Here is a 14618-nt window from a genome sequence, read left to right as displayed (position 1 = left end):
CCCGCCCATTGCTTCAGGTAGCTGCTCATGAGTAAACCGTTCAAACTAAATTCCGCTTTTAAACCCTCTGGCGATCAGCCTGAGGCTATTCGCCGTCTGGAAGAAGGGCTGGAGGATGGTCTGGCGCATCAGACGCTGCTGGGGGTGACGGGCTCGGGGAAGACATTCACCATCGCTAACGTAATTGCGGACTTGCAGCGGCCTACCATGGTGCTGGCTCCCAATAAGACGCTGGCCGCGCAGTTGTACGGTGAGATGAAAGAGTTCTTCCCGGATAACGCGGTGGAGTATTTCGTCTCCTACTACGACTATTATCAACCGGAAGCCTACGTTCCAAGTTCTGACACCTTCATCGAGAAGGATGCCTCGGTTAACGAACATATTGAGCAGATGCGTCTGTCGGCGACCAAAGCGCTGCTGGAACGTCGGGATGTCGTCGTCGTCGCGTCAGTCTCCGCTATCTATGGTTTGGGCGATCCGGATCTGTATCTGAAAATGATGCTGCACCTGACGGTGGGGATGATTATCGACCAGCGTGCGATCCTGCGCCGCCTGGCGGAACTGCAATATACCCGCAACGATCAGGCATTTCAGCGCGGAACCTTCCGCGTGCGTGGTGAAGTGATCGACATTTTCCCGGCTGAATCCGACGACATTGCGCTGCGCGTGGAACTGTTTGATGAAGAGGTCGAACGTTTATCGCTGTTTGACCCGCTTACCGGGCAGGTTGAATCCACGATTTCGCGCTACACCATCTATCCTAAAACGCACTACGTGACGCCGCGCGAACGTATCGTGCAGGCGATGGAAGAAATCAAAGTGGAGCTGGCAGAGCGGCGTAAGGTCCTGCTGGCAAATAACAAACTGCTGGAAGAACAGCGGCTAAGTCAGCGTACGCAGTTCGATCTGGAAATGATGAATGAGCTGGGTTACTGCTCGGGGATTGAAAACTACTCCCGCTATCTGTCCGGGCGTGGCCCCGGCGAGCCGCCGCCGACGCTGTTTGATTACCTGCCTGCCGACGGCCTGCTGGTGGTGGATGAATCCCACGTCACTATCCCGCAAATTGGCGGTATGTATCGTGGTGACCGGGCGCGTAAAGAGACTCTGGTCGAATACGGATTCCGTCTACCGTCGGCGCTGGATAACCGTCCGCTTAAATTTGAAGAGTTTGAAGCGCTGGCCCCGCAGACCATCTACGTCTCAGCGACGCCGGGCAACTATGAACTGGAGAAATCCGGTGATGACGTCGTCGATCAGGTAGTACGACCGACCGGCCTGCTGGATCCTATCATTGAGGTACGCCCGGTGGCGACGCAGGTTGACGATCTGCTGTCTGAGATCCGCATCCGTGCGGCGATTAACGAACGTGTGCTGGTCACTACGCTCACGAAACGGATGGCAGAGGATCTCACCGAATACCTCGAAGAGCACGGTGAGCGGGTGCGCTATCTGCACTCAGACATCGATACCGTGGAACGTATGGAAATCATTCGTGACCTGCGTCTGGGCGAGTTTGACGTGCTGGTGGGTATCAACCTGTTACGTGAGGGTCTGGACATGCCTGAGGTCTCACTGGTGGCGATTCTGGACGCAGACAAAGAAGGGTTCCTGCGTTCTGAACGTTCGCTTATTCAGACCATCGGCCGTGCGGCGCGTAATATCAACGGGAAGGCTATTCTCTACGGTGACAAAATTACCGCCTCAATGGCTAAGGCGATAGGTGAAACTGAACGCCGTCGTGAGAAACAGCAGCTCTACAACGAAGAACACGGTATTACGCCGCAGGGGCTGAACAAGAAAGTGGTCGATATTCTGGCGCTGGGTCAGAATATTGCGAAGACTAAGGCGAAAGGCAAAGGGAAGTCACGCGCAGGCGCGAAGTCTGAAATTGTCGAACTGGATATGACGCCAAAAGCGCTGCAGCAGAAGATTCATGAGCTGGAAGGGCAGATGATGCAGCATGCGCAGAATCTTGAATTTGAAGAGGCTGCGACGATCCGCGACCAGTTGCATCAGCTGCGCGAGTTGTTTATCGCGGCATCGTAAGATTGTTTCCACTTTCCAATTCGCCATCGCGTAAATGCCATGGCGATTGGAAAAATACAGAATGTATTATCATTTATAATTATATTATTCGTTTTTCTATTGCCATTTATTATTCTTAAAATTAATGCACTCACTCTAATTGATTCTTTGCTGAATTGATTTTTGTTTTTCAGCTTTGTGAATCTCATCGTTTTATTCTTTACATTTCTGACGATTCTTTCAGCATTTTGGCAGCAAGCAAAAGGCTGTCATTGTTCCTTTTTTTTATAATTGTCCTGTTATAGAAATTTCCCTGACGAAAATATAAAGGAAAATTATGAAAGAGATAATATGCAATTACGCTGAGAATGATTATGCCGTTCAGGACGCCATGATATGTTCTGGAGTTGGTGAACAACACCAGAAAAATTTTGGTGCAGTCAGCCCTCCGCTAGTAAAAACCAGTCTGTTTGTGCAGCAGAGCTATCAGCAATACTGTGATGATATGCAGCACGAAGCTGAACGGTACATCTATTCACGGGGGCTTAACCCAACAACGGAACTGTTAGAGCATAAACTGGCAGCGTTGGAGCGTGGCGCGGCCTGCAAAGTTTTTGGCTCGGGCATGGGCGCGATAAGCGCAACATTGTTTGGCCTGCTGAAAAGTGGCGACCATATTATTCTGGTGAATAATGTTTATGGTCCAACAGTTGTGCTGGTGAAGCAAATGCAACAACGCTTTGGTATTGACTATGACATTGTTCTCAGTGGCGATGTCGAGGATATTCGGCAGAAAATAAAGCCTAATACTCGTATGATATACACGGAATCCCCAGGAACAATGACCATGCGAGTTGTGGATCTGCAGATGATAGCAGGGTTGGCGAAAGAGAATAATATTATTACTGCCATTGATAATACATGGGCTACGCCACTCTTCCAAAAGCCATTGACTCTTGGTTTCGATTTAGTGCTCCACTCTTGTACTAAATATATCGGCGGTCACAGTGATTTAACGGCGGGTGCTGTGGTAGGCGCAAAAGTCTATCTTGATATTATTCGTGATTTTTCACATCAGCTTCTTGGCGCAGTGCTGGCCCCGGATAGTGCATGGCTAGTGATTCGCGGTTTACGAACGTTGCCGCTGCGCATGAGACAACATCAGAATAATACCTATGCAATTCTTACTTTTCTCAATAGCAGAGCAGAGGTTGAGAATATCTGTCACCCTCTTATGGCTGATGCAAAACAACGTGAAATTGTTTCACAACAAATGTTTGGTACTTCTGGTCTCATTAGTTTTGAACTTAAAGATGGCAGTTTTGAAAAAGTTAAAGCCATTATTGATAGTTGTAGAATTTTCAAACCGGGGTGCAGTTGGGGGGGATATGAAAGCCTGATTATTTCTCCAAATCGCGGTTATAACCAGGATGTAATATGCAAAGATGGGATGGCGCCTGGTTTAATTAGGATTTCAATTGGACAGGAATCTCCAGAGGTGTTAATCGCGGACTTAGAGAATGCGTTTGATTCTATAAAAACATATTAATAGCGGGAAAATAACATGGTAAGCACAAATAAGCAACCGAGCTTTTATGCAGCATTGATGTTATTAGTGGCTATTTTCCTGGTTTTCTTTATAGGTATTGGGGTTTTAAATTACCCAGTTGAATTTATCTTAATTGTTATTACGATTATTACAGGTTTTTTTGCCAGATACTATGGCGCGGGCTGGAAGGAAATTCTCCAGACTTTTACAGAAAAAATAAAAGATGCCGTCCCTGCAATGTTAATTCTACTGTCGATCGGTATGTTGATTGGATGCTGGATGGTTAGTGGTACCATTCCGTTAATGGTCTATTATGGCCTGGAAATTATCAACCCAGCTTACTTATATCTTACAGCTTTTTTAGTGACGGTTTGCATCTCGACATTTACAGGCACTTCATGGGGTTCCGCAGGAACAATTGGTGTGGCGTTGGTTGCCGTTGCGTCGGCGATGAATGTGTCATTGCCGATTACTGCTGGAGCCGTTATCTCCGGTGCCTATTTTGGTGATAAATTATCTCCTTTATCAGATACCACAAACATGGCCGCGTTAGCTGCGGGGGCTGAGCTTTATCAAAGTATTAGAAATATGTTGTATACATCGGTTCCTGCTTTTTTGATTGCCTGCCTGGGGTTTTATATCGCGGGGTTAGATTTAAATGTGGTAAATTCAATCCAACTAGATACTATCCCGGTCATGAAAAAAGCGCTAAACTCATTATTCTGGCTTAACCCCTTATTAATATTACCGACATTGCTGGTCTTTATTGGTGCGATAAAAAAATGGGATACCATTATTGTCTTGATCGCATCTTCTTTTTTTGCTCTGGCAATATGCGCAATTTTTCAGCCGTTTACCATGATGGACCTCGTTCAAGCATCGATTAATGGCTTTAATACCAATATGATCAGCAATTTTTCAGATGTCGCGATGAATGAATCTACGACTAAAAATATTAATATATTGCTTAATCGTGGCGGTATGTATTCAATGGTTAGCCCAATTGTGGTTATGCTTTGTGCATTTATGTTCGCTTCGGCACTTGATGTTTCTGGTGGCCTTAATGTGCTGCTTGGGCGACTGGTTCAGAAATTAAAAACGGTGACCAGTACTCTGTTGGCGACAATGTTCACAAGTTCTCTATTAGTTGCCTGCACTGGCAATGCAGTCATCAGTTTCTTTCTGGTGAAGAATATTTATGATCCTTGTTTTAAAAACAAAAAATTGCATATGGTTAATATGTCCCGATCAATGGAGTCTGGAGCCACGCTACTTGAAGGACTTTTCCCTTGGACAATTTCTGGTATGTTCATGGCGAAGACGCTGGGGGTGGCGACGCTGGATTATGCACCCTGGGTTTTGTTCAATTTAAGTTGCCTGGTTATGGCCGTATTCTTTGCCATTCTTGCCCGGTGGTCTAATTTTGGCACAAGATACGAAGAGCCAATATCCGCCGAGCAGGTACCTGTGCTGAGAGGTTAATGCAATAAGCTACAAGTACAATCCTCATTACGATGAGGATTGTATGCTAATCACGCACTTGGTATTACCCCAGCGCCTGTACCGCTTTCTCCAACGCGTAATGCAATAGCTGGCGGTCATGGCGGTAGGGAATGTCGCTGGCTTCCAGCACTTCCTGAATAACAACGCGGTCGGTAACGGTGGATACATCCACTTTCGGGCCTACAACCACCGCATCAATCACTTTCCTGCCAACGTACTGTTCAATGATTGCCAGCTTATCGTTAAGCGTCAGGCTGGCTGCTGGCAGGCTTAACTCACGACCCAGATTGCCGATGTAGACCATCGGGGCAGGTGTGCGACGTAATGCCTGCGCCAATTCGTCGAGTAGCAGGAGCGGCATCAGGCTGGTGTAAAAACTGCCGGGTCCGATCAAAATCAAATCCGCTTCGGCGATAGCTTCAACTGCCTCCCGCGTGGTGGGGACTTTTGGCGACAGCATCAGTTCCTGAGGCGGGATGGTGAGCTGATCGATATTCACTTCGCCATAGACTTCATGTCCCTGATCGTCGATAGCCATCAGATCCACCGGCAGCTCCGACATCGGAATTAAATGCGCGTCAACTTTCAGCAGACTACGAATTAAATTGATGGCTTCCAGAGGCCGCACGCTGAGGTGATCGAGCGCCTTTAACATCAGATTTCCGAGGTTATGCCCGGAAAGCTCACCATTACCGCCAAAACGATACTCAAACATGGCGGATGCAACGCTGGGTTGAGTAATTAACTGGTTCAGACAGTTACGCATGTCTCCCCAGGCAATTCCTCCTTCAGAGCGACGAATACGACCTGTCGACCCGCCGTTATCGGTCGTGGTGACGATCCCCGTCAGGCGTGAACCTAAAGGGGAAAGAGAGGAGAGAACGCGTCCCAATCCATGCCCTCCGCCGAGAGCGACAACGCGGTCCAGATCTGCCAGCGTGCGAGTGCGCATATATTTTCCTGATATCAATTGATCGGCGCTACAGTAACGTAAATAGTGTGTTTTCAGCAATTATCCAGGCGGAATCTGGCGTAATTTTTTTCTGCGATCTACTCCTTTCTGACGAGATTCACCTGCCGGCAAGATGATGTATATCAATGCAAAACTGTGGTTTTTGCTTATTCTGTAGCGAAATTGCACGATCATTTCGCTATGTATGTGTTTATACAACGAAAGTGTACATGGCAAAAGCGTCATTTACACGCTAGTATCGGCATAACCACAATGTACTCTGAATAATTTGAGTTGCAGGAAGGCAGTGAGCGAGAGAATCCCCCGTAAGCGGACATAAGTACGTGACTGGGGTGAACGAACAAAGCCCACGCTTCTGCAATTTGAAGTATGACGAGAATAAACACTCTAGCCTCTGCACCTGGGTCAAATGATACGGTGCTTTGGCCGTGACAATACTTGAATAAGTTTGTCACCAGGGCGTAGGAAGAAATGACTACGTCTCCCGTATTTGGAAAGGTGTACATGGGCTCTCAACTTACCGATGCTTTCGCACGTAAGTTTTACTACTTACGTTTGTCGATTACCGATGTGTGTAACTTTCGTTGCACCTACTGCCTGCCGGATGGCTATAAGCCCGGCGGTGTCACCAATAACGGCTTTTTGACCGTTGATGAAATTCGCCGCGTTACGCGCGCGTTCGCCAGTCTGGGAACGGAAAAAGTGCGTCTGACAGGGGGCGAACCTTCATTGCGTCGCGACTTTACCGACATTATCGCCGCCGTGCGCGAAAACGATGCCATCCGTCAGATTGCGGTGACCACTAATGGTTATCGTCTGGCGCGTGATGCCGCTGCCTGGCGCGATGCCGGACTGACCGCACTTAACGTCAGCGTCGACAGCCTCGATGCCCGTCAGTTTCACGCCATTACCGGGCAGGACAAATTTCAGCAGGTGATGGCAGGCATTGACGCAGCCTTTGATGCGGGTTTTGAAAAAGTGAAAGTCAATACCGTGCTGATGCGCGACGTAAACCATCATCAACTGGACACCTTCCTGGCGTGGGTTCAGCCCCGTCCTATCCAACTACGCTTTATTGAACTGATGGAAACGGGCGAGGGCAGCTCTCTCTTCCGTAAACACCATATCTCAGGCCAGGTCCTGCGTGATGAGCTGTTGCGTCGCGGCTGGATCCACCAGATCCGACAGCGCAGCGACGGCCCGGCTCAGGTTTTCTGTCATCCTGACTATGCTGGTGAAATTGGTTTGATCATGCCTTATGAGAAAGACTTCTGCGCCACCTGCAACCGTCTGCGCGTTTCCTCTGTCGGCAAACTGCATCTGTGTTTATTTGGTGAAGGCGGTGTAAGCCTGCGTGATTTGCTGGAAGATGACACTCAGCAGTCGGCGCTGGAAGAACGCATTTCAGCCGCGCTGCTGGAGAAAAAGCAGACTCATTTCCTGCATCAGAACAATACCGGTATTACGCAAAACTTATCTTACATTGGCGGCTGATCGCTAAAAGGAGTTTTTCATGAGTCAGGTAAGCGCTGAATTTATCCCGACACGCATTGCTATTCTTACTGTTTCCAACCGTCGCGGCGAAGAAGATGACACCTCCGGCCATTATCTGCGTGACTCGGCGCAAGAGGCGGGTCATCAGATTGTCGACAAGGCGATTGTCAAAGAGAACCGCTACGCCATTCGCGCCCAGGTTTCTGCATGGATTGCCAGTGAGGATGTGCAGGTCGTGCTCATTACAGGCGGCACGGGCTTAACCGAAGGGGACCAGGCGCCAGAAGCGCTGCAACCGCTGTTTGACAGAGAAGTCGAAGGGTTTGGTGAAGTATTCCGTATGCTGTCGTTTGAAGAGATTGGCACCGCGACGCTGCAATCCCGGGCGATTGCCGGAGTGGCCAACAAAACGCTGATTTTCGCCATGCCGGGGTCGACTAAAGCGTGTCGTACCGCATGGGAAAATATCATTGCGCCGCAGCTCGATGCCCGTACGCGTCCGTGTAATTTCCACCCACATTTGAAGAAATAAGTATGTCGCAACTGACTCATATTAACGCCGCTGGCGAAGCGCATATGGTGGATGTCTCCGCCAAAGCGGAAACCGTACGCGAGGCGCGTGCAGAAGCATTCGTTACCATGCGTAGCGAAACGCTGGCGATGATTATCGACGGCAGCCACCATAAGGGCGACGTTTTCGCCACGGCGCGTATTGCCGGTATTCAGGCCGCCAAACGGACCTGGGATCTTATCCCGCTGTGCCATCCGCTGATGTTGAGCAAGGTTGAAGTTAATCTGCACGCCGAGCCGGAACACAACCGCGTACGCATTGAAACGCTGTGTCGCCTGACCGGGAAAACCGGCGTCGAAATGGAAGCGTTAACGGCGGCCTCCGTGGCAGCGTTGACTATCTACGATATGTGCAAAGCGGTGCAAAAGGATATGGTGATTGGTCCGGTGCGTCTGCTGGCTAAAAGCGGCGGCAAATCGGGAGATTTTAAGGTGGATGCGCATGATTAAGGTTCTTTTCTTTGCTCAGGTACGGGAATTGGTGAACACGGATGCGATAGAAGTCGCCGCTGAGTTTGCAACGGTAGAAGCGCTGCGCCGGAGTCTTGCGGCAAAAAGCGATCGCTGGGCGTTGGCGCTGGAAGACGGCAAGCTGCTGGCCGCGGTAAACCAGACGCTGGTCAGTTTTGACCATCCCCTTAATGCGGGTGACGAAGTGGCTTTCTTCCCACCGGTAACCGGAGGCTAAGATGGCTGAAACGCGAATTGTTGTTGGTCATGCGCCGTTCAGCGTCGGGGATGAGTATCCCTGGCTGGCCGAACGCGATGAAGATGGCGCGGTGGTCACTTTCACCGGTAAAGTCCGCAATCACAATCTCGGCGATAGCGTGCAGGCGTTAACGCTGGAACACTATCCGGGAATGACCGAAAAAGCGCTGGCGGAGATTGTCGACGAAGCGCGTGCGCGCTGGCCGCTGGGACGAGTAACGGTCATTCATCGCATTGGCGAACTGTGGCCGGGTGACGAAATCGTTTTTGTTGGCGTGACCAGTGCGCATCGCAGCAGCGCGTTTGATGCCGGGCAGTTCATTATGGATTATCTGAAAACCCGCGCACCGTTCTGGAAGCGTGAGGCCACGCCAGAAGGTGAGCGCTGGGTTGATGCCCGCGACAGCGATAAGCTAGCAGCAAAACGCTGGTAGAGTACAATTGGTGTAGGCTCATACTGATTCAGGAGATTGTCATGGACCGATTCCCACGATCCGATTCTATTGTACAGGCCCGTTCCGGCCTGCAAACGTATATGGCGCAGGTGTACGGCTGGATGACCTGCGGACTGTTGCTGACGGCGTTTATCGCCTGGTATGCGGCAAATACGCCCGCGGTGATGATGTTTGTCTTCTCCAGCAAAATCACCTTCTTTGGACTGATCATCGCCCAGCTAGCGCTGGTGTTCGTCCTGTCCGGCATGGTGCAAAGGCTCAGCGCGGGAATGGCGACCACGCTGTTTATGCTCTATTCGGCATTAACCGGGCTGACGCTATCAAGCATTTTTATCGTCTATACCTACTCGTCTATCGCCAGCACCTTTGTGGTCACCGGCGGGATGTTCGGGATCATGAGTTTGTACGGCTACACCACCAAACGCGATCTCAGCGGTTTCGGCAATATGCTGTTTATGGCACTGATCGGTATTGTGCTGGCCTCGCTGGTTAACTTCTGGTTGAAGAGCGAAGCGCTGATGTGGGCGGTGACCTATATTGGGGTGATTGTGTTTGTCGGCCTGACCGCTTATGACACGCAGAAGCTGAAAAACATCGGTGAGCAGATCGACCTGCGTGACAGCTCCAATCTGCGTAAATACGCAATTCTTGGGGCCTTAACGCTGTATCTGGACTTCATCAACCTGTTCCTGATGCTGCTGCGTATCTTCGGCAATCGTCGTTAATTCTCTGTTGCCGGATGGCGTAAGCCGCCATCCGGTGAATTATTTCGCCATCGCCTTCTCGTTTTTTACCCGCAACTTTTTCGCCCGACTCTCCAGCAGCAAATAGCACATCAGCGCCAGCAGCAGCGGAATAAAATAGTACAGCACGCGATACGCGAGCAGGGCGGCAATGATTGTCCCCTGAGAGGTATTCTCTCCTGCCAGCAGCGCCATAAAGACCGCCTCCAGCACACCAATCCCCGCCGGAATATGCACGATAACACCGGCGATACTGCTCACCAGCAGCACGCCCAGCACGAAGAAATAGTTGATATTCTGACCCAGCAACAGCCAGATAATCGCCCCCATTACCATCCAGTTAGTACCGGATATCGCCATTTGCGCGAGGGCAAATTTCCAGGAGGGCAGTACCAGTTTTTGGCCCTTGATGGTGATGTGGCGATGTTTAGCGAAAGCGCAAAACCACAGATAAACAACAATCATCAGCAGCAGCGCAATGCCTAAGAGGCGTAGCGTACCTTCATCGATATACCAGTGCGCGGGCAGTTCAACGACGCCGAAGGTGAAAATAAAACCGCCCAGCAGAATATAGCCCAGCCAGTTGGTGGTAATGCTCAGTGAAAAAATTCGCGTAATTGTGCTCCCCGGTAATCCGAGACGCGAGTAGAGACGATAACGCATCCCAATACCGCCCACCCATGTGCTTAACGTCAGGTTGAAGGCGTAACAGATAAACGACACCAGCATGACCTGGCGTTTTGCCAGCTTGTGCCCACAGTAGTAGCGCCCGAGCAGGTCATAGCAGCCGTAAAGTAAATAACTGACGATCACCAGCCCTACGGCGCTGAGCAGGGCGATCCGATTGTAATCGCGAATTACCGTCCACACTTCCTGCCAGTTGACCTTGCTGGCATAAACGACCAGCAATGCGATGACCGCAATAAAAAATAGCCATGTGAGGATCTTTTTCGCTAAGCGCCAGCGTCGGTGGTTTTTTGGCATCAGGTTTCCCCTCCTGCATCCTCAGTCGGAATACGATCCTGGGTTTCCAGAGTTGGCTGTGCGGGTGGTTCTACCTCGGCCAGATGCGGGGTGTGCGCCGGTAGCCAGCCGACCAGCGCCGGGAAGTGGCGTAAAAAGTGGAAGGCCAGCACGCTTTTGGTCAGGTTCCACCAGGTACGTTTTGGCAGCATTGATTCATCAACTCGCTTGCAGTCCTGCGCAATAATGGGGTTCAGGTTGTCACGCAGGGTCTGGTTAAACGTGCGGTCATGAATAATAAGATTTGCCTCCAGATTGAGCGACAGACTGAGCGGGTCGAGATTGCTGGAACCTACCGTCGCCCAATGATCGTCCATCAGCGCGACTTTACCATGCAGGGGCTTACGCCGGTATTCATAGACATGGACGCCGCCTTTAACCAGATAGTTATACAGCAGGCGGGCACCCACTTTCACAATCGGCATATCCGGTTCACCCTGGACGATGAGTTTTACCCGAACACCGCGTCGCGCAGCTTTTCGTAGGGCATGCAGCAGGCGATAACCCGGAAAGAAATAGGCATTGGCAATGATTACTTCCCGCCGGGCCTGGGTCAGCATTTTCAAATAGTGGCGTTCAATATCATCGCGATGCTCTTCGTTATCGCGCCAGACAAACAGCGCCTGCGCTTCGCCAGGCCGATGATTTTCAATTGCCCGGTGATGACGTCGCCACCAGCGTCGTACGGCGCTCTGTCCCGGTAAGTTATCCAGCACGAATTTCAGGATGTCGGCCACGACAGGACCTTCCACGCGAACGGCATAATCCTGCTTGGCCTCGGGACCGTAATCAGACATGTGTTCAGCGGAATAATTAATACCGCCGACAAAGGCAACACGATCATCAATGACCACAATTTTGCGATGCATACGGCGAAAGAGATTGGTGCGCATACCGAACAGACGCGGGCGCGGATCGTAGTAGCGGAAAATAACGCCAGCTACGGTCAACTCTTCGACAAAACTGTCGCTAAGATCCGGCGAACCGTAACCGTCCAGCAGCACCTCTGCTTTGATTCCGCGCTGGGCGGCTCCGAGCAAGGCGGCATGCAGCTGTTTTCCGACCGCATCTTCAAACCAGATAAAAGTCTCAAGGATAATTTTTTTCTGTGCCTGTGCAATGGCGTCAAAGACGGCAGGATAGTATTGATCGCCATTTTCCAGCAGTTGAATTTGATTGCCTTCACGCCAGCCATTTTTCATAAATGAATCTCCGCACTCAGGGGGGCATGATCGGACAAATGTCGCCAGTGACGCAGCGCCAGCGTCGTTGGGGTACTGGCATTCGCGTTTTTCACATAGATCCTGTCCAGACGCAGCAGGGGAAACTGCACCGGAAACGTCCGCGCCGGGCGACCGTGGGCGCGGGTAAAAATCTCGTCAAGGCCGGCCCTGGCTTTCAACGGGTGATTGGCCGTTTGCCGCCAGTCGTTAAAATCTCCGGCGATCACCACGGGCTCCGCGTCGGGCAGGGCATTGACCCAGTCAGCCAGCATAGCGAGCTGGGCCTGACGGTGTGCTTCACGCAAACCGAGATGCACGCACATGACATGGATTGGGTGCGAGAGCATTGGCGGCACGATGCGGCAGTAGAGGACCCCGCGCTTTTCACTCGCGCCGACGGACACATCGCGATTTTCATAATGTTCAATAGGATAACGCGACAGCACCGCGTTACCGTGATGCCCTTGCGGGTACACGGCGTTACGCCCGTAGGCGAAGTCGCTCCACATGGTGTCCGCCAGAAATTCGTAGTGGGTGGTATCCGGCCAGTTCTCAATCTGCAGCGAGTGAGCATCGTGCGCGCCCATAACTTCCTGCAGGCAGACAATATCTGCACCGACCGTTCTGACAGCCTCCCGTAGTTCAGGCAAAATAAAACGCCGGTTGAAGGCGGTGAACCCTTTGTGAGTATTAATGGTGAGCACATTGAATGAAAATTGAACTCCCGATCCGCTCATGAGCCTCCCGTTGGCGTCACTTCCTAAATAAAATAGTGTAGTCGTCGTCACAAAAAGATGCGGTGTTGCGGAATTTTCCGTAAAGTCCGGTACTCTGAATAATTAGTTGAAAATCCTTCAGGAGAAAAGCCATGAGGTGGCAACAACGTGTTCGTGTCGCAACGGGTCTAAGTTGCTGGCAGATTGTGTTGCATTTACTGGTAGTGGCGTTGCTGGTAATGGGCTGGATGAGCGGTACGCTGGTGCGCGTCGGCCTGGGATTATGCGTCGTTTACGGCGTAACGGTTTTATTAATGCTGGCCTTGCAACGTCACCATGAACAACGCTGGCGCGACGTAGCTGATGTGCTGGAAGAGCTGACTACCACGTGGTATTTCGGTGCCGCGATGATCGTACTGTGGTTGCTGTCGCGCGTGCTGCAAAACAACGTCTTGCTGGCCCTGGCGGGGCTGGTGATCCTTGCCGGACCCGCCGTGGTCTCGCTGTTGGCAAAAGACAAAAAGCTACATCACCTTGCGTCTAAACATCGCATACGCCGCTGAGCCGGTCGTGGCCGCTATCACCAACAGCGGCCACAAACTTCCCCACACAATCTGTAGACTCGCATCCTTCAGGTAAATCTGTTTCGTGATGTCCGTAAAATGGCGGATTGGGTTTATCCACGTCAGATTCTGTAGCCAGACCGGCATATTTTCGACCGGCGAGACGTAGCCTGAAAGTAAAATCGCCGGCATCATAAACACAAACACGCCGATAAACGCCTGCTGCTGGGTGGCGCACAGTGATGAAATCAGCAGACCAAAGCCGACCAGCGACAGCCCGTAAATCACCATCGTGAAATAGAACAGCGCCAGTGAACCGGCAAAGGGGATGTGATAAGCCCAGATGCCGATCGCCAGCACAATGGTGGCCTGAAACGTTGCCACAATTAACGCGGGCACCGCTTTACCGATGAATATCTGCCAGGTGGTAAGCGGGGAGACAAGCAGCTGATCCAGCGTGCCTTGCTCGCGCTCGCGGGCAACCGAGAGCGAAGTGACGATCATGACGCCGATGGTGGTGATCATGGCGATCAGCGACGGAACCACAAACCATTTGTAATCCAGATTCGGGTTATACCAGTTACGCACCACCAGCTCGCTGTTGTTCGGTTTCGGCTTGCCGTCCATTAGCTCCTGCTGATACTCCTTAACGATCTGCTGCAGGTAATTCGCGGCAATTTGCGCACTGTTAGAGTTACGCCCGTCGAGAATAATCTGCATGGGAGCCTGCTGGAAAGTATCCAGATTACGCGAAAAGTTGGCCGGGAAGCGCACCAGCAACAGGGCTTTTTGCGTGTCGATGGTGGGCTGGATCTCCTGCGGGCTTTTCAGCAGCAGAACGTGCGTAAAGGCGCTGGCGCGAGCGAAGCGCTGGGTTAGTTCCACCGAATGTTTACCGTTGTCTTCGTTATAGATAGCGATAGTGGCGTTGGTGACTTCCAGCGTGGCCGCGAACGGGAACAGAATAACCTGAATCAGCACCGGTAAAATCAGAATGGCTCGCGTCTGCGGTTCACGTAACAGTGATTGCAGCTCTTTACGAATTAATGTCCATAAGCGATGAAACATGC

General features: G+C 51.1%; 15 protein-coding genes and 1 riboswitch. Of the genes, 10 read left to right on the top strand and 5 right to left on the bottom strand.

Annotated elements, in window-relative coordinates:
- The first annotated feature begins 27 nt into the window (after positions 1 to 27).
- From uvrB to nhaC, 3 genes are all read left to right on the top strand, one after another.
- Positions 28 to 2049, top strand: coding sequence for an excinuclease ABC subunit UvrB (gene uvrB / locus ABIE10_RS07215; RefSeq protein WP_016152344.1), 2022 nt, complete (start codon positions 28 to 30; stop codon positions 2047 to 2049).
- A gap of 316 nt (positions 2050 to 2365) precedes the next feature.
- Complete coding sequence (locus ABIE10_RS07210) at positions 2366 to 3577, top strand: trans-sulfuration enzyme family protein (protein WP_141875006.1); 1212 nt, start codon at positions 2366 to 2368, stop codon at positions 3575 to 3577.
- Between the two features lie 15 nt (positions 3578 to 3592).
- Entirely contained in the window at positions 3593 to 5059 is a 1467-nt protein-coding gene (gene nhaC, locus ABIE10_RS07205) for a Na+/H+ antiporter NhaC (RefSeq protein WP_429155148.1), read from the top strand.
- Between the two features lie 64 nt (positions 5060 to 5123).
- Here nhaC and yvcK read toward each other — a convergent pair whose 3' ends face one another.
- The gene (gene yvcK / locus ABIE10_RS07200; RefSeq protein WP_016152345.1) at positions 5124 to 6032 is read right to left on the bottom strand and encodes a uridine diphosphate-N-acetylglucosamine-binding protein YvcK; all 909 of its coding nucleotides are present in this window, start codon (positions 6030 to 6032) and stop codon (positions 5124 to 5126) included.
- Between the two features lie 392 nt (positions 6033 to 6424).
- A riboswitch (molybdenum cofactor riboswitch) is annotated at positions 6425 to 6570 on the top strand.
- Between yvcK and moaA the strand changes: the two genes are divergently transcribed.
- From moaA to ABIE10_RS07170, 6 genes are all read left to right on the top strand, one after another.
- A complete protein-coding gene (gene moaA / locus ABIE10_RS07195; protein ID WP_279265141.1) occupies positions 6558 to 7547 on the top strand; it encodes a GTP 3',8-cyclase MoaA in 990 nt (329 codons plus the stop codon). (Overlaps the previous riboswitch by 13 nt.)
- A 19-nt stretch (positions 7548 to 7566) precedes the next feature.
- Positions 7567 to 8079 carry a molybdenum cofactor biosynthesis protein B gene (gene moaB / locus ABIE10_RS07190; RefSeq protein WP_016152347.1) on the top strand — a complete coding sequence of 171 codons (513 nt, stop codon included), beginning with the start codon at positions 7567 to 7569 and terminating at the stop codon, positions 8077 to 8079.
- Positions 8080 to 8081: 2 nt separating this feature from the next.
- Positions 8082 to 8567: a cyclic pyranopterin monophosphate synthase MoaC gene (gene moaC, locus ABIE10_RS07185; RefSeq protein ID WP_003035188.1), complete on the top strand. Its 486-nt coding sequence runs from the start codon at positions 8082 to 8084 to the stop codon at positions 8565 to 8567.
- A complete protein-coding gene (gene moaD, locus ABIE10_RS07180) occupies positions 8560 to 8805 on the top strand; it encodes a molybdopterin synthase sulfur carrier subunit (protein WP_016152348.1) in 246 nt (81 codons plus the stop codon). Before moaC ends, moaD begins: the two co-directional genes overlap by 8 nt.
- A 1-nt stretch (position 8806) precedes the next feature.
- The gene (moaE, locus tag ABIE10_RS07175) at positions 8807 to 9259 is read left to right on the top strand and encodes a molybdopterin synthase catalytic subunit MoaE (protein ID WP_046274634.1); all 453 of its coding nucleotides are present in this window, start codon (positions 8807 to 8809) and stop codon (positions 9257 to 9259) included.
- Positions 9260 to 9300: 41 nt separating this feature from the next.
- Positions 9301 to 10005: a Bax inhibitor-1/YccA family protein gene (locus ABIE10_RS07170; RefSeq protein WP_003831536.1), complete on the top strand. Its 705-nt coding sequence runs from the start codon at positions 9301 to 9303 to the stop codon at positions 10003 to 10005.
- Positions 10006 to 10044: 39 nt separating this feature from the next.
- On the opposite strand, the gene ABIE10_RS07165 is transcribed toward ABIE10_RS07170, so the two are convergent.
- From ABIE10_RS07165 to ABIE10_RS07155, 3 genes are read right to left on the bottom strand one after another with little or no spacing between them, the layout of a single operon-like run.
- Positions 10045 to 11007 carry a lysylphosphatidylglycerol synthase domain-containing protein gene (locus ABIE10_RS07165; RefSeq protein ID WP_103766067.1) on the bottom strand — a complete coding sequence of 321 codons (963 nt, stop codon included), beginning with the start codon at positions 11005 to 11007 and terminating at the stop codon, positions 10045 to 10047.
- Positions 11007 to 12248, bottom strand: coding sequence for a cardiolipin synthase ClsB (gene clsB, locus ABIE10_RS07160; protein ID WP_200079517.1), 1242 nt, complete (start codon positions 12246 to 12248; stop codon positions 11007 to 11009). Before clsB ends, ABIE10_RS07165 begins: the two co-directional genes overlap by 1 nt.
- Complete coding sequence (locus ABIE10_RS07155) at positions 12245 to 13006, bottom strand: endonuclease/exonuclease/phosphatase family protein (RefSeq protein WP_016156057.1); 762 nt, start codon at positions 13004 to 13006, stop codon at positions 12245 to 12247. The genes clsB and ABIE10_RS07155 overlap by 4 nt, the downstream gene beginning before the upstream one ends.
- Before the next feature lie 131 nt (positions 13007 to 13137).
- On the opposite strand from ABIE10_RS07155, the gene ABIE10_RS07150 reads away from it, so the two are divergent.
- On the top strand, positions 13138 to 13548 hold the full coding sequence (locus ABIE10_RS07150; protein ID WP_016152353.1) for a YbhQ family protein: 411 nt from the start codon (positions 13138 to 13140) through the stop codon (positions 13546 to 13548).
- Here the strand turns inward: ABIE10_RS07150 and ABIE10_RS07145 are convergent.
- The gene (locus ABIE10_RS07145; protein ID WP_016152354.1) at positions 13510 to 14616 is read right to left on the bottom strand and encodes an ABC transporter permease; all 1107 of its coding nucleotides are present in this window, start codon (positions 14614 to 14616) and stop codon (positions 13510 to 13512) included. The genes ABIE10_RS07150 and ABIE10_RS07145 overlap by 39 nt on opposite strands.
- Positions 14617 to 14618: the final 2 nt, after the last annotated feature.

This window comes from Citrobacter sp. 506 (assembly GCF_050434985.1).
Taxonomy (GTDB): domain Bacteria; phylum Pseudomonadota; class Gammaproteobacteria; order Enterobacterales; family Enterobacteriaceae; genus Citrobacter; species Citrobacter braakii.
Note: the sequence above shows the minus strand (reverse complement) of the source record. Positions and strands in the feature narration are given on the sequence as shown.